This is a genomic window from Delftia sp. WSY_7 (assembly GCF_043104845.1).
Lineage (GTDB): Bacteria > Pseudomonadota > Gammaproteobacteria > Burkholderiales > Burkholderiaceae_C > Comamonas > Comamonas tsuruhatensis.
In genome coordinates, this window is the sequence record NZ_JBICLB010000035.1 from 375,044 (window position 1) to 395,181 (window position 20,138).

Annotated in this window: 13 protein-coding genes and 1 riboswitch; of the genes, 6 read left to right on the plus strand and 7 right to left on the minus strand. The window is 66.7% G+C overall.

The genetic code is table 11. The features are described 5' to 3' along the window. The first annotated feature begins 45 nt into the window (after positions 1–45). Positions 46–873, plus strand: a complete 828-nt coding sequence (locus tag ACF8ME_RS21445; protein ID WP_392418137.1) for an alpha/beta fold hydrolase — start codon at positions 46–48, stop codon at positions 871–873. 13 nt (positions 874–886) lie between these two features. Here the strand turns inward: ACF8ME_RS21445 and ACF8ME_RS21450 are convergent, their stop codons facing one another. Beyond that, positions 887–3,319: an acetamidase/formamidase family protein gene (locus ACF8ME_RS21450; protein WP_392418139.1), complete on the minus strand. Its 2,433-nt coding sequence runs from the start codon at positions 3,317–3,319 to the stop codon at positions 887–889. 160 nt (positions 3,320–3,479) lie between these two features. On the opposite strand from ACF8ME_RS21450, the gene ACF8ME_RS21455 reads away from it, so the two are divergent. Beyond that, on the plus strand, positions 3,480–4,955 hold the full coding sequence (locus tag ACF8ME_RS21455) for an acetamidase/formamidase family protein (RefSeq protein ID WP_034367320.1): 1,476 nt from the start codon (positions 3,480–3,482) through the stop codon (positions 4,953–4,955). Between the two features lie 48 nt (positions 4,956–5,003). Here the strand turns inward: ACF8ME_RS21455 and ACF8ME_RS21460 are convergent, their stop codons facing one another. Then, positions 5,004–5,813 (minus strand): alpha/beta fold hydrolase, encoded by an 810-nt coding sequence (locus ACF8ME_RS21460; protein WP_392418141.1) that lies wholly within the window; start codon positions 5,811–5,813, stop codon positions 5,004–5,006. 22 nt (positions 5,814–5,835) lie between these two features. Then, on the minus strand, positions 5,836–7,134 hold the full coding sequence (locus tag ACF8ME_RS21465) for an O-acetylhomoserine aminocarboxypropyltransferase (protein WP_017406117.1): 1,299 nt from the start codon (positions 7,132–7,134) through the stop codon (positions 5,836–5,838). Positions 7,135–7,240: 106 nt separating this feature from the next. Between ACF8ME_RS21465 and ACF8ME_RS21470 the strand changes: the two genes are divergently transcribed. Beyond that, positions 7,241–7,693, plus strand: coding sequence for a CBS domain-containing protein (locus tag ACF8ME_RS21470; protein WP_012206758.1), 453 nt, complete (start codon positions 7,241–7,243; stop codon positions 7,691–7,693). A gap of 100 nt (positions 7,694–7,793) precedes the next feature. On the opposite strand, the gene ACF8ME_RS21475 is transcribed toward ACF8ME_RS21470, so the two are convergent. After that, positions 7,794–8,171 carry a helix-turn-helix domain-containing protein gene (locus tag ACF8ME_RS21475; RefSeq protein ID WP_223275132.1) on the minus strand — a complete coding sequence of 126 codons (378 nt, stop codon included), beginning with the start codon at positions 8,169–8,171 and terminating at the stop codon, positions 7,794–7,796. 319 nt (positions 8,172–8,490) lie between these two features. Between ACF8ME_RS21475 and aroC the strand changes: the two genes are divergently transcribed. Continuing rightward, positions 8,491–9,588 carry a chorismate synthase gene (gene aroC, locus ACF8ME_RS21480; RefSeq protein ID WP_016447498.1) on the plus strand — a complete coding sequence of 366 codons (1,098 nt, stop codon included), beginning with the start codon at positions 8,491–8,493 and terminating at the stop codon, positions 9,586–9,588. Positions 9,589–9,654: 66 nt separating this feature from the next. Here aroC and nrdR read toward each other — a convergent pair whose 3' ends face one another. From nrdR to ACF8ME_RS21495, 3 genes are all read right to left on the minus strand, one after another. After that, the gene (nrdR, locus tag ACF8ME_RS21485) at positions 9,655–10,110 is read right to left on the minus strand and encodes a transcriptional regulator NrdR (RefSeq protein ID WP_012206755.1); all 456 of its coding nucleotides are present in this window, start codon (positions 10,108–10,110) and stop codon (positions 9,655–9,657) included. Between the two features lie 22 nt (positions 10,111–10,132). Further along, complete coding sequence (glyA, locus tag ACF8ME_RS21490; RefSeq protein ID WP_392418144.1) at positions 10,133–11,380, minus strand: serine hydroxymethyltransferase; 1,248 nt, start codon at positions 11,378–11,380, stop codon at positions 10,133–10,135. Positions 11,381–11,414: 34 nt separating this feature from the next. Then, a riboswitch (ZMP/ZTP riboswitch) is annotated at positions 11,415–11,590 on the minus strand. Positions 11,591–11,727: 137 nt separating this feature from the next. Then, positions 11,728–12,648 carry a lytic transglycosylase domain-containing protein gene (locus ACF8ME_RS21495; protein WP_016447496.1) on the minus strand — a complete coding sequence of 307 codons (921 nt, stop codon included), beginning with the start codon at positions 12,646–12,648 and terminating at the stop codon, positions 11,728–11,730. A gap of 767 nt (positions 12,649–13,415) precedes the next feature. Here ACF8ME_RS21495 and ACF8ME_RS21500 point away from each other — a divergent pair. Together ACF8ME_RS21500 and ACF8ME_RS21505 are read left to right on the plus strand one after the other, a co-directional pair. After that, a complete protein-coding gene (locus ACF8ME_RS21500) occupies positions 13,416–17,228 on the plus strand; it encodes a DUF748 domain-containing protein (RefSeq protein WP_392418145.1) in 3,813 nt (1,270 codons plus the stop codon). 154 nt (positions 17,229–17,382) lie between these two features. Further along, positions 17,383–20,007: a DUF349 domain-containing protein gene (locus tag ACF8ME_RS21505; RefSeq protein WP_043792014.1), complete on the plus strand. Its 2,625-nt coding sequence runs from the start codon at positions 17,383–17,385 to the stop codon at positions 20,005–20,007. Positions 20,008–20,138: the final 131 nt, after the last annotated feature.

The following is a 20,138-nucleotide window of genomic DNA, read 5'->3' on the forward strand; positions in this document are numbered from 1 at the left end:
ATGATGTCTGCCGGGCCGGCGCCGACCGGCATGGAGTTTTTTTCGATGCCTTCCTCGTGCATGACCGACATCCCCGCATCCTTGAACGAAATCCGCATTCCCACGCCGCAGGGCAGCATCTACGTCAGGCGCTGGCAGGCGCCAGTGGCCGGCGAAGGCGAACAAGGCCCAGCGCGCGCGCCCATCGTGCTGCTGCACGACTCGCTGGGCTCGGTGGCGCTGTGGCGTGATTTCCCGCAGCAACTGGCCGAGGCCACGCGCCGCGATGTGCTGGCCTACGACCGGCTGGGCTTTGGCCAGTCCGACCCCTATCCGGGCACGCTGGGGCCGGGCTTTGTGGCCCGGGAGGCAGAGACCGTGTTTCCGGCAGTGCACCAGGGGCTGGGCCTTGGGGATTTCATCGTGCTGGGCCACAGCGTGGGCGGCGGCATGGCCGCCATGGTGGCGGCCCGATACGGCACGCAGTGCAAGGCGGTGGTCACGGAGTCCGCCCAGGCCTTCGTGGAAGATCGCACCTTGCAGGGCATTCGTGCGGCCCAACAGGATTTCGCCCGGCCCGGCCAGCTGGCGCGCCTGGAGAAATACCACGGCGACAAGGCCGCCTGGGTGCTGTCTGCCTGGGTCGATACCTGGCTGTCGCAGCCGTTTGCCGACTACCGGCTGGACGAGGCGCTGGAGCGCGTGCGCTGCCCGGTGCTGGCCATCCACGGCGAGCATGACGAGTTCGGCTCCCTGGTCCACCCCGAGCGCATCCGCGACCGGGCGCGCGGCCCTGTGGAGGTGGAGATCGTGGCCGGTGGCGGCCACGTCCCCCACCGCGAGCAGCCCGAGCGCATCGCCCAGCGCATCGCCCGCTTCCTGGCACGGGTCTGATCCCGGGTGGGCTTCAGTGGCCCGCCTGGGCGGACGCCGAGAGCTCCGGCGGAAACAGCTTCTTCTTGATCACGGCGTGCACGCCCCAGTTGCCGTCCACCACCTGCGTCACGGCGAAGTCCACGGCCACGGAGATCAGTGATACGGCCTCGTCCTCGTCCAGCCCGTGGGCCAGCATCAGATAGCGCCTTGCCTTGTGGAAAGCGTCACGCATGGCGCCTTCCAGCGATGATTTGCGATAGACCTGGGACTGCGCCTGGCTGCCCAGTTCGGCCAGGTGGTCGGTGAAGCTGAAGCCCTGTATCACCCATTCGGAACCGGTCTCCAGGAAAGGGTGGTCCAGCTCTGCAAGGAAGCGGTTGTCCAGCGCGGCGCGCTTGTGCACCCGCAGCTCGAAGCTGCCGGTCAGCGAGCATTCGATGGCCGTGCCGCACAGTTCCGAGTCGCCTTGGGATGCATGCGGGTCTCCCACCGAAAACAGCGCGCCTGGCACCGATACGGGCAGGAAGAGCGTCGCGCCCTTGCCGGCGCGCCAGTTATCCAGGTTGCCGCCGAAGTAGCTCGGCGGTATGGAGTCGATCAGGCCGGCCTCTCGCGGTGCCACGGCCAGCATGCCGAAATGCGGACGCAGCGGCACGCGTGCCTTGTCCAGCACACCAAAGCGCCGGGTGATGCTGGCGGGGTCCACGGGCACGCCCGGGTAGTCGATGGTCGGATGGACCACGCCGAAGGGGTCGGTCTGCGGCGTCCAGCGGTAGTTGTAGACGGCGCGGGCCGTGGGCTCCTCGGGCAGTGCGTGGTCGATTTCGTAGATGGTGACCACTTCGCGCTGGCGGGGCTCCGTGATCTGGTCGCGGTAGTGAAAGCCCCACCAGGCGGCGGCGTTGCTGCCGAAGACACGGCCGTGGTGGGCGGGGCTGCAGCTGGGGCGTGGCTGCACGTCGAGGATGCGTATCTCCAGCAGGTCGCCAGGTTCGGCCTCATGCACATAGACGGGGCCGGTGCAGATGTGCACGCCGAAGCCCTCGCCTGCGCCGCGGCCGTAGATCGAGGCGTCCATCGGGCCCGCGCCGCGCCGGTCCACGGCCTTCTGGGCTGCGGTCCAGTGGAACACGCTTTCGGCGCCCGGATCGCCTTCGATCATGCGTTCCCAGTCGTCCGAGGCATGCTGGGTCAGCGTCTCCATGGTCACCACGTCACCCGAGCGCACCGAAAGCACTGGCTTGAGTGAACGGCTCAGGTAGCCCCAGTGCACGGTCTTGTCGGAGACCGGAAGGTAGTAGTGCTGGGGCGACGCACCACCATTGTCTGCGTGCGCCGAGCGCTTGGGCACAAGGGCCAGCGCCTGGGCGTAGCGTGCATGGTCGCGCAGCAGGGCCTGGAACGGGCTGTGTGCCAGGCGCGCTGCGGCCGGTTCTGCACCCTGCGCAGCGCTCTCTGCGGGCGAGGGGCGTCCGCGCTGGCCGGGCGGCGCATCCTGCACGCGCGCCGGACTGGCGCGATAGGCCTTGGGGGACAGTCCATAGCGGGCCGTGAAGGCACGGCTGAAGTTGGCGGCATCGCCAAAGCCCCAGCGAAAGCACAGCTCGGCGATGGAGAAATGCTGCAGCGAGCGGTTGCTCAGGTCCATGCGGCAGCGCTCCAGCCGGCGTTCGCGCAGGTAGGTGCTGAAGCTGGTGGCCGCTCCCTTGAACAGCTTTTGCAGATAGCGCGTGGACAGCCCCTCGGCTTCGGCGATGGCATCGAGGGACAGCTCGGCATCGCCCAGCCGGGTTTCGATGGCGCGGCAGATGCGGCGCAGATGGCCAAGCTGCACGGCGCTGGGCGGCTCGGTCGCCTCGGCCTGCTCCTGGTCGGGATTGCCGGCGCGCGGTGTCAGGCAGGTGACCAGCATGTCGGTGAGCGTGGCCTCCACCGACAGCAGATCGTCCTGTGCCAGTGTGTCGATCTGCTCTGCCAGTGAGGCCGCCATCGCCATGCACATGGCGCCCACACCGCCTGTCCCGCCGATGTGCCTGGCCTCGGGCGGGCACGAGCGCAGAAGGCGCAGCAGAAAGCTCGAGGACTCCAGCCGCGCAAGCAGCAGGCGGCCGTCGCCGGGCAACTGCAGCTGCCAGTCCCGGTCTGACTCCAGCAGCAGCGCGGAGCCGGCCTTGAGCGGGAACGCGGCGTCCTCGACCACCGCATCGGCGCTGCCTTGCAGCAAGGCGCACAGCAGCAGGCCCGGGCCGCGCAGCCGCTTGGCCACGGCCCGCAGCGTCAGTGGCGAGGTGGCCAGCGTAATGAATACCGATCCCAGTGGCGAGCTGCGCAGCGCCAGGTGGGTGGCCGGCGGCGTGGGCGCTTCGCCATGGATGTCTGCCCTGGACAGCGCCTCATTGAGCGCAGCCTGCCGCAAGGCATCGGGAAATGCGTGGGTGGAAAAGCGTCTTGGATCGTCGTGCATCAGGGGCGAACTATGAACTGCCGCGTACTGCCTGTCCAAGCCCGGCGCACCGGATGGCAGCCGCGACAAGTTTTTGTGCGCGCAGGAACAACCGGCCTGGACATGCTCGCCTGGACACTGGCGCTGCCGGCACCGATCCACAACAGCAGGAGTATTTTCGATGACCATTCCCCACCAAGAACATATCTGCGGCCCGGGCTGCCAGCACGGTGCTTCGCCAGCCGATGAGACGCTGATCCGCGAGGAATTCCAGGTTGCACGCCGTTCCTTCCTGCGCGACGCCATGGTGGTCGGTGGCGGCGCGGTCTCGGCCGGCGCCATCAGCGGTGCAATGGCACCGTCCCGGGCCTTTGCCCAGGGTGCGCCTGGCGCCCGGGCTGGCCAGGGCATGGCCAGCCACTACTACATTCCCGCCTCTGCCAGCACCGTGCTCTGGGGCTACTTCAGCAGATCGGCCAAGCCGGTGGTCGAAGTCGAATCGGGTGACTACGTGACCATGGAGACGCTGACCCACCATGCCAATGACGATGCCGAACGCATGGTCCGGGGCGACCCTGGCGCCGAGAGCGTGTTCCACTGGGACAGCCAGCGCAAGAACGTCGATCGCCGGGGCGCCGGTCCCATGGATGCCAAGAACGGCGCAGGTGGAGGCCAGGGCGTGCACATCTGCACGGGACCGGTACGCATCAAGGGCGCCCAGCCCGGCGATGTGCTGGAAGTACGCATCATTGATGTGGTGCCGCGCCCCTCGGGCAACCCGCAGTTCAAGGGCCGGACCTTCGGCAGCAATGCGGCGGCGAACTGGGGCTTTCACTATGGCGACACGCTTACCGAGCCCCGAAAGCGCGAGGTGGTCACCATCTACGAGGTGGATGCGACCGGCGAGCGCAACTGGGCCCGCGCCGTCTACAACTACCGCTGGACGCCGCAGACCGACCCCTTCGGCGTGGTCCACCCGACCATCGACTATCCGGGCGTGCCCGTGGACCACCGCACGATCAGCAAGAACGAAAACGTGCTGCGCAATATCCGCGTTCCCGTGCGCCCGCATTTCGGCACCATCGGCGTGGCGCCGGCCGAGGTGGAGATGGCCAGCTCCATTCCGCCCAACCACACGGGCGGCAACATCGACAACTGGCGCATCGGCAAGGGGGCGACCATGTATTTCCCCGTGGCCGTGCCAGGGGCCAACTTCACCGTGGGCGATCCGCATGCCTCGCAGGGGGACTCCGAGCTGTGCGGCACGGCCATCGAGTGCTCGCTGACCGGCACCTTCCAGTTGATCCTGCACAAGAAGGCGGACCTGCCTGGAACGCCGCTGGCCGAGCTGGCCTATCCGCTGCTCGAAACCCAGGACGAATGGCTGCTGCACGGCTTCAGCTACGCCAACTACCTGGCGGAGCTGGGGCCGGATGCGCAAAACCAGATCTTCAAGAAGTCTTCCGTGGACCTGGCTCTGCGCGACGCCTATCACAAGATGCGCCACTTCCTCATGACCACCCAGGGGCTGGGAGAGGACGAGGCCATCTCGCTGATGTCGATCGCCGTGGACTTCGGCATCACCCAGGTGGTGGATGGCAACTGGGGCGTGCACGCGCTCGTGAAAAAGAGCATCTTCCCCGCGCGCGGGGCGTGAGTGCGTGAGTGAGTGCGTGCCTGCCCTGCGGGCAGGACCCGGCCGGTCTCAGCGCGCCAGGAAATCCCGGATGGCGAACAGCGTCTGGTCGGGCGCCTCGGTCATCTGGTTGTGGCCGCTGGGCAGGTGCACGATGCTGACCTGGCGCTGCGCGCCCCGGGCCGCCTCGATCAGGCCCTTGGCGGCCTTGGGCGGCGTCATCTGGTCCTGCTCGCCCAGGGCGAACAGGACCGGGCATTGCAGCGCCGCCATGGCCGCCTCGCCGCCCGCGTAGCTGTCGCAGGCCTTGAAGCCGGCGTGCAGCAGGTTGGTGCGGTCATTGCTGGCCAGCACGCGCCGGCCCAGCGCCATGCCGGCGCCAAACACCCAGCTGCCTGCGCCGCTGGGTGGCGCCAGCGTGGCGCGCGAGAACACATTGACCATGCGGATGGCCTGCTCTGGCGTGCTCAGTGCGGAGTCCAGCAGGGCGGGCGAGACCTTCATCGGATAGGCCGTGCCCACCAGCACCAGGTGGCTGACGCGCGCGCCCAGCCGCGCGGCCGCTTCCATGGCGATCAGGCTGCCCCAGCTGTGGCCTACCAGCGCGGCCTTCTCGATGCCTGCCGCATCCATGAGCTGGCCGATGAAATCCGCCGCCGCCTCCACGCTGGCCGGCGCATCGCCTGCGCTGCGGCAGTGGCCCGGCAGGTCTATGGCCAGCACGTTCCAGCCGTGGTTGGCCAGGTAACGGCTTTGCAGTGCCCAGACGCTGTGGTCGCACAGCACGCCGTGGATGAGGATGGCCGTCGGCTGTGCGGGATGGAAGGCCTTGCCGCCGGTATAGGCGTAGATGGCGTGGCCGTGAACATCGATCTTCATTGTTGGTGTCTCCCTTGCCGATTCACGCGGCCTTCTCGGCCGCCTTGAGGGCGCGCTTGAGGTCGTCGATCAGGTCGTCTGCGTCTTCCAGCCCGATGGACAGGCGGATCGTGCCCTGGCCGATGCCGGCCTGGGCCAGCGCCTCGTCGCTCATGCGGAAGTGCGTGGTGCTGGCAGGGTGGATGACCAGGCTGCGGCAGTCGCCCACGTTGGCCAGGTGGCTGAAGACCTTGAGCGTCTCGATGAACTTGCGGCCCTGGTTGCGGTTGCCCTTGATGTCGAAGCTGAACACCGAGCCTGCGCCGCGCGGCAGCAGCTTCTTGGCGAGCTGGTGCGAGGGATGGGTATCGAGCAGCGGGTGGCCCACGCGGCCCACCAGCGGATGGCTGGCCAGGAATTGCACCACCTTCTCGGTGTTGCGGATATGGCGCTCCATGCGCAGCGGCAGCGTCTCTATGCCCTGCAGGATCAGCCAGGCCGTGTGCGGGCTCATGCAGGCGCCGAAGTCGCGCAGGCCTTCGCGGCGTGCGCGCAGAAGGAAGGCGCCAGTGCTGCTTTCCTCGCTGAACACCATGTTGTGGAAGCCGTCGTAGGGCTCGGTCAGCTCCGGGAAGCGTCCCGACTTTTCCCAGTCGAAGCTGCCGCCATCCACCACGATGCCCCCGACCACGGTGCCGTGGCCCGACAGGAACTTGGTGGCCGAGTGGTAGACGATGTCCGCGCCATGCTCCAACGGCTTCATCAGCCAGGGCGAGGTCAGCGTGGAGTCCACCAGCAGCGGCACGCCGGCCTCATGCGCGATGGCGCTGATGGTGGGAATGTCGAGCACGTCCAGGCCCGGGTTGCCCACGGTCTCGCCGAAGAACAGCTTGGTATTGGGCCGCACGGCGGCGCGCCAGCCGTCGATGTCGCCGGGCTTGACGAAGGTGGTCTCTATGCCGAAGCGCGCCAGCGTGTAGTGCAGCAGGTTCTGCGAGCCGCCGTACAGCGCCGTGCTGGCCACGATGTGGCTGCCCGCGCCCATGAGCGTGGCCACCGACAGGTGCAGCGCCGCCTGGCCGCTGGCTACGGCGATGGCGCCCACGCCGCCTTCCAGGGCCGAGACGCGCTGCTCCAGCACAGCATTCGTGGGATTGGAGATGCGGCTGTAGACGTGGCCTGGGCGCTCCAGGTTGAACAGCGAGGCCGCATGGTCGCTGGACTCGAACACGAACGAGGTCGTGAGGTGGATGGGCGTCGCGCGCGCACCGGTGGCGGGGTCGGGCTGTGCGCCCGCGTGCAGCGCCAGAGTGTCAAAGCCGGGATCCGAGTAGCCGGGCATTCCTGTCTCCATGGTTGTCAAGGCAAGCGGGCATTGTGGGCTATATTTCCCGACAGACATGGGCTTGCCGCAACCACGGCGACACAGACAATCTTGGAGATACGGCATGAAAGTAAGTGACATCCTGCGCGTCAAGGGCAACACCCTCTACACGGTGTCGCCGGACGAAAGCCTGGCCAGCGCGGTGCAGGTGATGTCCGAGCGCGATATCGGCTCCCTCGTGGTCATGGAGCACGGCGACGTGGTCGGCATGCTGACCTTCCGCGAAGTGATCCAGGGCTTTGTCAAGCACGGCGGCGTGGGCGAGACGCTGGTGCGCTCGGCCATGGACGACGCTCCCATGACCTGCACCATGGAAACCGACATGGATGAGGTGCGCCGCATGATGCTGGACCGCCATGCGCGCTACATGCCGGTGATGGACAAGCGCATGCTGATGGGCGTGATCAGCCTGTACGACGTGGCCAAGGCCGTGGTGGACAGCCAGAACTTCGAGAACCGCATGCTCAAGGCCTATATCCGCGACTGGCCCGAAGGCGAGCGCCAGGGCGCGGACTGATCATCCGGTCGCGGCAAGACCGTCCCTGCCCATGCAGCAAGGCCTGCGACCGCAGAACGCGGCGCAGGCCTTGGCTTTTTACGGGCGGGCGCAAGCCCGCTCAATGCACGCTGCTGCGCCGGGGCTTGAGCAAGGCGCTGGGCGGCACGGCATAGGCCTGCCTGAAGACGCGGCTGAAGTGCGAGAAGCTGGTGAAGCCGCAGGCCATCGCCACATCGGTCACGCGCCGCGCATTGTCGGCCTGCAGCAGCAGGTGGGCCTGGGCCAGGCGCTCGTTCCAGAGCCAGCGGCTGGGAGTCAGTCCCTCGGTGGCGAACAGGCGCGCCAGGCTGCGCAGCGACATGCCCAGGCCCTGGGCCACCTGCAGCGGCTTGAGCTCGGGGTCATCCAGCCGGGCCCGCATGTACTGCTTGGCCTGGGCAAGCCGGTTGCGGGTTCTGAAATCATCGGGCCTGGCTGAGACCAGCAGCATGGTCATCAGGGTGGGGTGAAGATTCTGGTCACCGGCATCCTGTTGAAGGATGGGTGAGGGCGGTGGAGTGCTGCTCGCAGGATCGCTGCGATCCTGGCGTTGCGTTGAGCCGGAAGAGGTCTGCATTTCACGAATCTCCCGCAAGTTGCGGCTGGTGCCTGAGGGATGGTCCGCAGGCGGTTGAAGAACAATGTTCTGCAATTCTAGCTATCAATATTTGTAATTTGATAGTTTTATTGTTTCTTTGCAGGAGATGGCAGCCTGCGCAATGCACCGCTGCAGCGGGAGCGGCGCCTGGGGGCGACCCGGGCATAATCATCGGCCTATGAGCGGCAACACCTTCGGAACCCTATTCACTGTCACCAACTTCGGCGAATCGCATGGCCCGGCCATCGGCTGCGTCATCGACGGTTGCCCGCCTGGCATGGCACTGAGCGAGGCGGACATCCAGCACGACCTGGACCGCCGCCGCCCCGGCACCAGCAAGTTCGTGACGCAGCGCAACGAGCCGGACGCGGTGGAAATCCTCTCGGGTGTCTACGAAGGCCGTACCACGGGCACGCCGATCGCTTTGCTGATCCGCAATACCGACCAGCGCAGCAAGGACTACTCCAACATTGCGCAAAGCTTTCGTCCCGGCCATGCCGACTACGCCTACTTCCAGAAGTACGGCATCCGTGATCCGCGCGGCGGCGGCCGCTCCTCCGCACGGCTGACGGCGCCCACGGTGGCGGCCGGCGCCGTGGCCAAGAAGTGGCTCAAGGAAAAATTCGGCACCGAGTTCCGCGCCTGCATGACCCAGGTGGGCGAGCTGTCGCTGCCCTTCGAGAGCTGGGAGCATGTGCGCAACAATCCCTTCTTTGCGCCGGTGGCCGATGTGTCCCGCTACGAGGAATACATGGATGCGCTGCGCAAGTCGGGCGACTCCTGCGGCGCCGCGCTGCGCGTGCAGGCCAGTGGCATGCCGGTGGGCCTGGGCCAGCCGCTGTATGACCGCCTCGATGCCGACGTCGCCTACGCCATGATGGGACTGAACGCCGTCAAGGCCGTGGAGATCGGCGCGGGCTTCGACAGCGTGGTCCAGCGCGGCACCACGCACGGCGACTCGCTGAGCCCCGAGGGCTTTCGCAGCAACAACGCCGGTGGCATCGTGGGCGGCATCAGCACGGGCCAGGATCTGGAGGTGCGCATCGCCATCAAGCCCACCAGCTCCATCATCACGCCGCGCGAGTCCATCGACACCCAGGGCCAGAGCACCGAAGTCATCACCAAGGGTCGCCATGACCCCTGCGTGGGCATCCGCGCCGCGCCCATCGCCGAAGCGTTGTTGGCCCTGGTGGTGATGGACCACGCCCTGCGCCACCGCGCCCAGTGCGGCGACGTCGATTCAGGCCTGGCGCCGATTCCTGCCGCGGCGCCCTGAAAGCGCTGCCAGGACGCCAAAGAGAAAGCCGCCCAAGGGCGGCTTTCTTGTGTCCTGCCGGCCTGATCAGCCAGGATTGCGGACTTCATCCATGACGTTCTTGAAGTCGTCCACGTCCTCGAAGCTGCGGTAGACGCTGGCGTAGCGGATGTAGCCGACCTTGTCGAGCAGCTTGAGCTCGCGCATCACCATCTCGCCCAGGCGGCTGGAGAGCACTTCGCGCTCGCCCAGGTTGCGCAGCCGTTCCTCGATGCGCTCGATGGCGGCATCGATCTGCTCCGTGCTCACGGGACGCTTGCGCAGCGCAATCTTGAACGAACCCAGCAGCTTGGCGCGCTCGTACTCGATGCGCCGCCCGTCCTTCTTGACGATGGCGGGGAAGCTGACCTCGGGCCGCTCATAGGTGGTGAAGCGCTTGTCGCAGCCGCCGCATTGGCGGCGGCGGCGGATGAAGCCCCCATCCTCGGCCTCACGGGTCTCCACGACCTGGGTGTCCGGGTGGCTGCAGAACGGGCACTTCATGGCAGGCCTCTATGCGCTCAAATCAGGCGCCGTAGACCGGGAAGCGGGCCGTCAGCTCGGCCACCTGGGCGCGCACGCGGGCCAGGTTGGCTTCGTCGCTGGGGTTCTCCAGCACGTCGGCCAGCAGGTTGGCCGTCAGGCGGGCTTCCTCTTCCTTGAAGCCGCGCGTGGTCATGGCGGGCGTGCCCACGCGGATGCCGCTGGTCACCATCGGTTTTTCGGGATCGTTGGGGATGGAGTTCTTGTTGATCGTCATGTGGGCGGCACCCAGCGCGGCTTCGGCCGCCTTGCCGGTGATGCCCTTGGCGCGCAGGTCCACCAGCATGACGTGGCTTTCCGTGCGGCCGGAGACGATGCGCAGGCCGCGGGCCGTCAGCGTTTCGGCGACGACCTTGGCATTCTTCACGACCTGCTCCTGGTAGGCCTTGAACTCGGGAGACAGTGCTTCCTTGAAGGCCACGGCCTTGCCGGCGATGACGTGCATCAGCGGGCCGCCTTGCAGGCCGGGGAAGATGGCGCTGTTGATGGCCTTCTCATGCTGGGCCTTCATCAGGATCACGCCGCCGCGCGGGCCGCGCAGGCTCTTGTGCGTGGTGGTGGTGACCACGTCGGCGTGGGGCACGGGGTTGGGGTACACGCCCGCGGCGATCAGGCCGGCGTAGTGGGCCATGTCCACCCAGAAGATGGCGCCGACTTCCTTTGCGATCTTGGCGAAGCGCTCGAAGTCGATGGCCAGGGCGTAGGCCGATGCGCCGGCCACGATGATGCGGGGCTTGTGCTCGCGCGCCAGCGCTTCCATCTTGTCGTAGTCGATGGCTTCTTCGGCGTTCAGGCCGTAGGAGACCACGTTGAACCACTTGCCCGACATGTTCAGCGGCATGCCGTGCGTCAGGTGGCCGCCTTCGGCCAGGCTCATGCCCATGATGGTGTCGCCGGGCTTGGCAAAGGCCATCAGCACGGCCTGGTTGGCCTGGGAGCCGGAGTTGGGCTGAACGTTGGCGGCCTCGGCGCCGAACAGCTTCTTGACGCGGTCGATGGCAAGCTGCTCGACCACATCGACGTTTTCGCAGCCGCCGTAGTAGCGCTTGCCTGGATAGCCTTCTGCGTACTTGTTGGTGAGCTGGGAGCCCTGGGCTTCCATCACGGCGGGCGAGCAGTAGTTCTCGCTGGCGATCAGCTCGATATGTTCTTGTTGACGCAGGTTCTCGGCCTGGATGGCGGCAAAGACTTCGGCGTCGACCTTCTCGACGGTATTGGTGCGTTGAAACATGGCAGTCCTGTGAACTTGAAATTCCCTTGAGGCCAAGGGCTGCCCAGGCGAACGGCGGAACACTCCAGATCCCGCGTGCGCATGGAGGCTGGGCGGTACGCTCCCCGGTGGTTCACAGAAGGTGGTTCTTTTCAGGCCTTCTGCTGGTTTCCACGTCAGCGGCAGCGGTGCGTGAAGCGGCTGCGCCTATCGCCAGTTGCGTACCCCGCTAGTGTAGCTGAGCTGATGGAGCCGAAGACAGGCGAGGGGCGTTGGCGAAGCCGCCTGCCTGGCAGATCAGCGGGTGCAGGCAGGCATGAAAAAAGCTGGCCTTAGCCAGCTTCGTGCGCCATGTCGGTGGTTCCCGGTTACAGCGCCGGCTCCTGTGTCTGCAGGGCCACCTGTTCGGTGCGCGCGGACATGCTGCTCGAGCTGACCGGCACTGCCGGGGTGCCAGCGGACGCAGCCGAGGCCGCAGGTCCGGCTGCCTCGGCCGTGGATGTGGCCGGCTTGGTGGCTGCGATCTGGACGGCCTGCTTGGGCTGCTCGATCTTGGCGGTCATCAGCGGCACGGCACGCAGGCCGGCGGCCATGCGCAGGCGCTGGTGCTCGGCCAGCACCTTGGCGGCATAGCCGCCGTCGGTGGGCAGGTTGGCCGCGCCCACGTAGTAGCGCAGTCCACCTTCGATGGAGCCGGCGCGCTCAATGCACTCCTTGAGCACGCGCACGCCCACGCGCAGATTGCTGACGGGGTCGAACGCGGCGTTCTGGCCGCCGAAGTTCTCGTACTTGTCGGTATGCACCGTGGTCATCACCTGCATCAGGCCCTGCGCGCCGACAGCACTTTGCGCGAACGGATTGAAGCTGGACTCGATGGCCATGATGGCCAGGATCAGCGTCGGGTCCAGGCGGTTGACCTTGCCCAGGTCGTAGGCCTCGCTGACCAGTGCCGCGATGGGCTCGGGCGCCACGCGGTACTTCTTGCTGAGCCAGAAGGCCACGGCCGCCTGATCCTTGGGCAGGTTCTTCGGGTTGGTCGCCGTCGCGCGGTCGCTGGCGGCGAGTTCGACGGGCGCACCCAGCTCTGCCATCTGGCGAGCGGTCAGCCAGGAGCGCAGCTGGCTCTCTCCGGCATCGCGCAGGTCGGGACGGGCGAACAAGGTAATGGCCAGGAAGGCCACAGCCAGGCCCAGAAGGGCGAAGCTGTTGTGGATGATGGCAAGAAAACCGTTGGCCACATCGATGGCGAACGTTCGCGCGGCGGCGAAAAATTTTCCTGACGCTGGCATAGCTTTTTCCTTTCTAGGGGCACCAACCCGAAACGGCCTTCGCCGAAGCGAAGGCCGGTGAGGCTGACACCCTGGATTGGGTGCTGCGGATCCGGGAGGCTGGCGCTTGGTGCACCATTGCGTTGTAGGCCTGCGGGATCTGCTCAGTCGTGAGGCAGCAGAAACAAAAAACGCTCTATTCGAGCGCTGGCGGATTCTAGGAGTTCACCAAATACACGGTCAACACTATGAAGTGCGTTTGTTAGATCGATGAATAATAACAAACCATGGATGCAAACACAGTTTCTGAGTGTTTGAGAGCAGGTTGCGTGCTACCGATGTGGGGCGCTTGCGGCGGTTGTACAGGGCTTCATGAAATTGCAATGAAATGCAAAAGCACTGGCAGGCCTGGCCTGCGTCCTTCTATATTGGAGGCGACTGCTCCTGCAGTCGTCTCGCCAAGGTGGAAGACGGGTAAAAGTGGTGTTCGATGGTTCGGGCACAGTCGTTCAAGTCTTCTTCCGCGGCCTTCCTGGAAGCAATCTCTTGCTTCCGAGCAGCAAGGACCATCCTCTCCTTGACTGCGGAAAACGGCCAGGACTTGTGCCTGCCGTAAAGCCCGGAAGCCGGTTCAAGGCTTCCGGGCTTTGTCGTTCCAGGGTGACTGCAACGTCAAGAAATGTGCGGTGATGCGGGTTGAGGTCTTGCTGCCAGCCCAATTTCTGATGCAATGCAGCCACCGCTGCGTCCTCTGTCCAGGATGGCGCCGTACTAGTTATTAGAGCCCCATGCAATTTCTCTTCAAGCACCGCTGGCTGCGCAGGCTGGCCATCGCCTTTGCAGCGTTTCTTTTGCTGTGGCTGCTGCTGTGGGCGCTGGTGCCCGTTGTCGCCAAAAGCCAGCTGGAAAAGCAGGCATCGGCCAAGCTGGGTCGCCAGGTCCATGTGGGGGCAGTGGAGTTCCGGCCCTGGTCGCTGGAGCTGACCCTGCGTGATCTGCGCATTGCCAAAAGCCAGCCGGCGGGCGCAGGGCAGGCAGAACCCGCGCCGTCGTCGCCACAGCTGCAGGTCGACCGCATCTATGTGAATGCCAGTATCCAGTCCCTCTTCAGGCTGGCGCCTGTCCTGGATGCCATCGAGGTCGATGCGCCGGTGCTGCGCCTCACGCAGCAGAGCCTGGGGCACTTCGATGTGGATGATGTGCTGGCCCGGCTGGCCGAGCCCAGCGATACGCCGCCGGCCAAGCCCTTGGGCTTTGCGCTGTACAACATTGCGCTGCGCGACGGCCGCGTGCAATTGCAGGACGCTGTCCAGCAGCGTGAGCACATGCTGGATCAGCTGCAGCTGAAGCTGCCGTTCATCAGCAATCTGGAGTCCAAGCGCGAGATCAAGGTGCTGCCGCACCTGTCCTTCGCGCTCAACGGCAGCCGCTTTGAATCCAGTGCCCAGAGCACGCCTTTCACCGACCAGCGCCAGACGGCCGTCGATCTGAGCTGGCAGGGCGTGGACCTGACGCCTTACCTGGGCTATGTGCCCGCCAATGCTCCCGTCAAGCCGCGCTCCGGCGTGCTGGATACCAATCTGCACATCTCCTTTGAGCAGGCCGAGCAGGCCGTGGTGCGGATCACCGGCGAGGTCAACCTGTCCGGTGCCGAGTTGCTTGACCGCGATGAGGCGCCCCTGCTGCGTTTCGAGCGCCTGGCGGCCGTGCTCAAGAACGTGCAGCCCCTGCAGTCGGTGGTGGAGCTGGAGTCCGTGCAGTGGAGCGCTCCAGAGATTTTCGCGGCCCGTGATGCGCAAGGCCGCATCAACTGGATGGCGATGGGCAGTCGCTCTGCCTCCGATTCCAGGCCGGCAGTGGAAAAGCCTGCCTCCGATGCGCCCCAGCCCTGGAAGGTGAGCCTGGACAGGCTGGCCATTTCCGATGCCACGGTGCATTGGCGCGATGCGTCGCCCGGCGCAGGCCAGTCGGGTGCGGCGCTTCAGGCGCGCCAGCTGTCATTGGAAGTGCGCGATGTCCGCTGGCCGCTGGAGCAGCCTTTGCAATTTGATGCCGGCATGCAGGTGCAGTCTGCAGCGGCAGGAGAGGGCGCAAAACCCGCCGAACTGAGGCTGAGCGGCGCCATGACCGACAGGCAGGGGCAACTGGCCGTCTCCGCGCGCCAGTTGCCTCTGCAACTGGCGGCGCCGTATCTGTCTGCCCATCTCAAGCCGGAGCTGACCGGCCTGCTGAGCACCGACGCCGGCCTGGGCTGGAGCGGCTCCGCCATGGTGGTGCAGGTGGCCGAACTGGGCGTGGAGCAGTTGAGCCTCAAGGACAAGGCCGCGCCGGTCGACATCGCGCGCCTGCTGCTGGAGCAGGTACAGGTCAATCTGGCCAGCCAGCAGGTTTCCGTGGGGCGCCTGGCGCTGCAAAAGCCGCAGCTGGGAGTGTCGCGCGACGCCCAGGGCCGGTGGATGTATGAGCAATGGCTGCCACCCGCAACCTCGGCACCTGCGACGCCGGACCCCGCCAAGGACAAGCCCAGGCCCTGGGGTCTGAGGCTGCAGGCCGTGGAAGTGGACGGTGGCGCCGTTGCGCTGCGTGACGAAGCGCCCGTGCGCAACGCTGATTCGGCGCGCACCGTGTCCCTGGATCTGAGTTCACTGCGCCTGCGCCTGGGCGCCATCGAGCCGCTGGCGGCCAAGTCCGCTCCCACGCCGCTGGAGCTGTCCGCCCAGGTCGGCTCGGGCCGGCGTGTCCAGGCAGGATCGCTGAGCCTGCGCGGCGATCTGGGACTGGCGCCACTGTCGCTTCAGGGCAGGCTGCAGGCGCGCAGCCTGCCGCTGCACGCGCTGGAGCCCTACTTTGCCGACATGCTCAATGTGGAGCTGGTGCGCGCCGATGGCAATTTCCTGGGTCAGCTGCGCTTTGCCAGCCAGCCTGCCGGCCCCGAGCTGATGGTGCAGGGCGATGTCGAACTGGTGGATCTGCGCATGCGTTCCGCGCTGGCCTCGCCCGTGCAAGCCGGGGGTGAGGCTGCGGTGCAGGGCGCACCCAGCACGGCTGCAGGCGCCGTGGCAGCCGTGCTCAGCGAATCCACGGCCGACCGGGCCAAGGCTCGATCGGCTGCCTTGGGCCTGGGCCTGCGCGATGAACTCGTCGCCTGGAAAACCTTGGCCGTGCGTGGCCTGGACCTGCAGATGCAGCCCGCCCAGCCGCTGCGCCTGAGCGTGCGCGAGACGGCGCTCAGCGACTTCTTTGCACGCGTGATCGTGCAGCGCAATGGCCGCATCAATCTGCAGGACATCGTCAAGTCGGCCCAGTCTCAGCAGTCCCTGGAGCAAAACACCGCGCCGGCTGCGGATGGCGCGGCGGCTCCTGCCGAGCCCGTCCCGCCGAAGGCCGCTTCCGGGCCTGCACCGGTCATCAAGATAGGCCCCATCGTGCTGACGGGCGGCAAGGTGCAGTTCTCCGACTACTTCATCCAGCCCAACTACTCGGCTGACCTCAGCGAGCTGGCCGGCCGCCTGAGCGCCTTCTCGTCCGAACAGCCGGCCGGGGAGCAGGGGCCGCAACTGGCGGATGTGGAGCTGCGCGGCCGCGCCCAGGGCACGGCTTCGCTGGAGATCACCGGCCAGGTCAATCCGCTGGCCAAGCCGCTGGCCCTGGACATACGCGCCCAGATGCGCGATCTGGAGCTGCCGCCGCTGTCGCCGTACTCCATCAAGTACGCGGGCCATGGCATCGAGCGCGGCAAGCTCAGCATGGATGTCAGCTACAAGATCGAGCCCGATGGTCAGCTCACGGCGCGCAACAAGCTGGTGCTGCACCAGCTCACCTTCGGCGAAGCCGTCGAAGGTGCGCCGGCCTCGCTGCCCGTGCGCCTGGCCGTGGCATTGCTGGCCGACCGCAACGGCGTCATCGACCTGGACCTGCCGGTCAGCGGCTCGCTCAACGACCCGCAATTCAGGTTGGCGCCAGTCATCTTCAAGATCATCGGCAACCTGATCATGAAGGCCGTCACCTCGCCGTTCTCGCTGCTGTCGGGCGCATTTGGCGGCAGCAGCGAGTCGGGCGTGGTGGCCTTTGCGCCGGGCCGATCCCAGATCGATGCCAAGGCCCGCGAAAGCCTGGACAAGGTGGTCGCCTCCCTCAAGGAGCGCCCGGCCCTCAGGCTCACCGTGATCGGCGAGGCGCGCGAGGCCCAGGACAAGGAGGCCTGGAAGCAGGCCGAACTCGACCGCCTGTTGCTGGCCCAGAAACGCCGCCAGGTGCTGCGCGAGGGCAAATCGGCAGAATCGGTGACCGAGTTGCCTGCTGCCGAAGTGCCGGCTTTGACCAAGGCGCTTTACAGCCGTGCCGACTTTGCCAAGCCGCGCAATGTCATCGGCATGGCCAAGGACTTGCCCACCGACCAGATGCGCAGCCTGCTGCTGGAGCAGATCACCGTGCCCGACGATGCCATGCGCGAGCTGGCGCTGGCGCGCGGCGTGGCCGTTCGCGACTATCTGGCGCAGCAGCAGTTGCCGCTCGAGCGCCTGTTTCTCGGGGCCCCGAAACTGGATTCCGACGACCAGGAATGGAGCCCGCGCGCCCAGCTCAGCCTGTCCGCACAGTAGCCCGGTTTTGGCTCCGCTTCAAATAACGGCGAGAATATGGTTTTCCCGGCCCGGCTAGCATGCCCGCATGCAGCCCGGCCGGCCGCGTCTGGCGGCCCGCAGCAGCCAGGCATTCAACGATTGATTCATGTCTTCTCTTTCCCCCCGCAGCACCATGTCCGATGCACCTGAAGTGAGCCCTGCTTCTGCCAAGAATCCTGAACAACACCCCTTGGATGTGCTCACGGGCGGTGCCTTCTCCGCCGAAACCTCGGGTGATCGCGCCTCGCGCATCCGCGACTGGCTGGCAACCCAGCCTTCGGTCGAGCAATTGCAGGACGTCCTCAAGGAGCTGAGCGCGCGCGACAAGAGCGCGGCCCGCGCCGTGCGTGAGCGTCTGGATGAAATCCGCCGCACCAAAGACCAGGAAAAGATCGCAGTGGAATGGGCTGAAAAGGCCCAGGCACTGCTGGTCGCATCGCCCTTCAATGCCGCCGACGCCATCGCCTGGCAGCGCGACGCCGCCAAGGCAGGCGCCCCGCTGTCGCGTGAGCCGCTGTCGCAGTACAAGGCCCAACTGGCCGAGCGCGTCAAGGCCATCGAGGAACTGCAGCATCGCGTGCAGGTCCAGCGCGAAGTGGCTGTCTTGCTGGCCCAGCGCATCGAAGTCCTGTCCACCAAGCCATGGCGCGACGCCCAGGCTGTCCTCGACAACCTGCGCGCCGACGTGGCCCGCTGGCAGGAGCAGGCCGGCGAGCTCACCGGCGATGCCAACTGGGCCAGCGTGGATGGACGCTTCCCGCCCCAGCTGGAAGCCGCCAGCGCACAGCTGATCCTTGTCTGGGATGCCTTCCAGTCTGCCCTTGCGCTGACCGAGGCCGCCGCAGCGGACGAAGCAGCCCCGCTGCCCACCGTGCCCGTGTGGGCCGATGAACTGCGTGTGGCGCGTGGCCTGCCTCCCGAGGCAGCGGCCGCCGAGCCGTCCAAGCCAGCGCCTGCCGGCCGCAGCGCAGCGCAGCCCAAGGCCAAGACGTCGCCTGAGCAGGTGGCTGCCGCCAGCGCTGCCCTGACCCAGGCGCTGGAACAGCTCCAGGCCGAGACGGCTGCTGGCGAAAGCAAGGCTGGCTCCGCTGCCGTGCAAGCCGTGCGTGCCGCCATCAAGGCCCATGGTCGTCTGGTGGACGACGCACTGGTCACCAAGGTGCACGAGGCCCTCTTGGCAGCAGGCGAAGCCGAAGGCTGGCCGCGCCAGAACGCAGACAAGCTGCGTGAGGAGCTGGTTGCCAAGGCGGAAGCTCTGCTGAACCGTCCCGAAGGCCAGGCGCTGGGCGGTCGCAAGATCCAGGAATCCCTGCGCAGCCTGCGTGAGCAGTGGAAGCTGGCCGACCAGGGCAGCGCGGCCAACCACGCTCTCTGGAAGAAGTTTGACGAAGCCTGCAACGCGGCCCACAAGGTGGTCGAGTCCTGGCACGACAAGCTGCGCACGGAAACCACCCAGTCCAAGGCACAGCGCCTGGCGCTGATCGAAGAGATCAAGGCCTGGGCAGCGCAGCAGGCCGCCAGCGAAGATCTCAAGGGTGCGGCCCGCGCATTGCGCCAGTTCGCTGAACGCTGGCGCGAGAGCGGTCATATCGGTGAAAAACTGTTTGCCGAGCTGCAGCCCCAGTTCAAGCAGGCCATGGCCCTGGCCGAGGCTCCGCTGCATGCTGCGCAAAAGGCCAGCCTGCAGCGCCGCCACGCCATGATCGACGAGGCCACGGCGCTGGGCGCCGCACCCAGCCTGCGCATCGATGCCGTCAAGGCACTGCAGCAGCGCTGGCAGGCCGAGGCACAGGCCGTGCCGCTGGATCGCAAGCACGAGCAAAAGCTGTGGGACGCCTTCCGCAAGCCCCTGGACGAGGCTTTCAACCGCAAGGGCAGCGAGCGTGGTTCCCGGGCCGCAGCCGTGCAGCTCAGCGACCATGACCGCCGCGTACTGGAGGCTTCGCAGGCCGTGGAAGCTGCCAACACATCGGGTGACGTGCAGCAAATCCGCGCTGCGGTGGAGGCTCTGGAGCAGGCGCTGCGCGGCCGTGCCGATGCCTCCGTCAACGCTGCCCAGCCGGAACAGGCGCCAGTGGCTGCGGCCGGCTCGGAAGAATCGCAAGCGAAGCCGGCGCCGGTGCGCCCCGTGGTTGCCGTGCGCGGGGATGATCGTCCCGGCATGAAGAAGGAAGAGGGTGGTGCGCGCGCTGCCCGTCCTGGCGACCGCCGCGACGGTGGCCGTGGCCGCGATGGAAGGGACGGACGCGACAACCGTGACAATGGCCGCTTTGGCCGCGAACCGCGTGAAGAGCGCGGTCCGCGCCTGGCCGATCCGGCCTTCCGTGCCCAGCGTGAAGCCATGGAGCATGCGCAGGACGCTCTGCGCAAGCTCGCGGCCCAGGCCCATGGCGAAGCGCTGACCCAGCTGATGGCGGCCTGGGAATCGCGTGACGCTACGCAGATTCCGGCGGCCCAGCAGCTCGGCGGTCGCGTGTCTGCGCAAGTGCGCAACGCCTGGTCGCAGGCACTGGCCCAGGCGCCCAAGGGTGATGCGGGTGAAGCCCTGCTGCGCCTTGAAATGGCTGCCGACGTGCCCACGCCTGCAGAGCATCTGAGCGCCCGCCGTGCCCTGCAGCTGCAACTGCTGACGCGCCGCAACGATCCGGCCCCGCAGGAAACCTGGGGCAGCGATGCCGCGCGGGTGCTGGCATCGGCACGCGATGACGCCACCGCACGCCGCCTGCAGAACGTGCTCAAGCAACTGCTGCGCAAGTGACGGGGTGGGGTTGAGACCCTCATCGTCAAGAAAGGGAGCCGTCGGCTCCCTTTTTTTTGACCCTGCCGATACCTGATGGTGCTTGGGATGGAGGCATCCGTGTACGCACCCAAGCAAAAAGGCCGTTGCAT

Coding starts and splice junctions, on each gene's coding strand:
- aroC (WP_016447498.1), top strand. CDS start 8,491: ATGAGCGGCAACACCTTCGGAACCCTATTCACTGTCACCAACTTCGGC.
- ACF8ME_RS21460 (WP_392418141.1), bottom strand. CDS start 5,813: ATGAAGATCGATGTTCACGGCCACGCCATCTACGCCTATACCGGCGGC.
- glyA (WP_392418144.1), bottom strand. CDS start 11,380: ATGTTTCAACGCACCAATACCGTCGAGAAGGTCGACGCCGAAGTCTTT.
- ACF8ME_RS21475 (WP_223275132.1), bottom strand. CDS start 8,171: ATGACCATGCTGCTGGTCTCAGCCAGGCCCGATGATTTCAGAACCCGC.
- nrdR (WP_012206755.1), bottom strand. CDS start 10,110: ATGAAGTGCCCGTTCTGCAGCCACCCGGACACCCAGGTCGTGGAGACC.
- ACF8ME_RS21445 (WP_392418137.1), top strand. CDS start 46: ATGCCTTCCTCGTGCATGACCGACATCCCCGCATCCTTGAACGAAATC.
- ACF8ME_RS21500 (WP_392418145.1), top strand. CDS start 13,416: ATGCAATTTCTCTTCAAGCACCGCTGGCTGCGCAGGCTGGCCATCGCC.
- ACF8ME_RS21465 (WP_017406117.1), bottom strand. CDS start 7,134: ATGCCCGGCTACTCGGATCCCGGCTTTGACACTCTGGCGCTGCACGCG.
- ACF8ME_RS21450 (WP_392418139.1), bottom strand. CDS start 3,319: ATGCACGACGATCCAAGACGCTTTTCCACCCACGCATTTCCCGATGCC.
- ACF8ME_RS21455 (WP_034367320.1), top strand. CDS start 3,480: ATGACCATTCCCCACCAAGAACATATCTGCGGCCCGGGCTGCCAGCAC.
- ACF8ME_RS21470 (WP_012206758.1), top strand. CDS start 7,241: ATGAAAGTAAGTGACATCCTGCGCGTCAAGGGCAACACCCTCTACACG.
- ACF8ME_RS21505 (WP_043792014.1), top strand. CDS start 17,383: ATGTCCGATGCACCTGAAGTGAGCCCTGCTTCTGCCAAGAATCCTGAA.
- ACF8ME_RS21495 (WP_016447496.1), bottom strand. CDS start 12,648: ATGCCAGCGTCAGGAAAATTTTTCGCCGCCGCGCGAACGTTCGCCATC.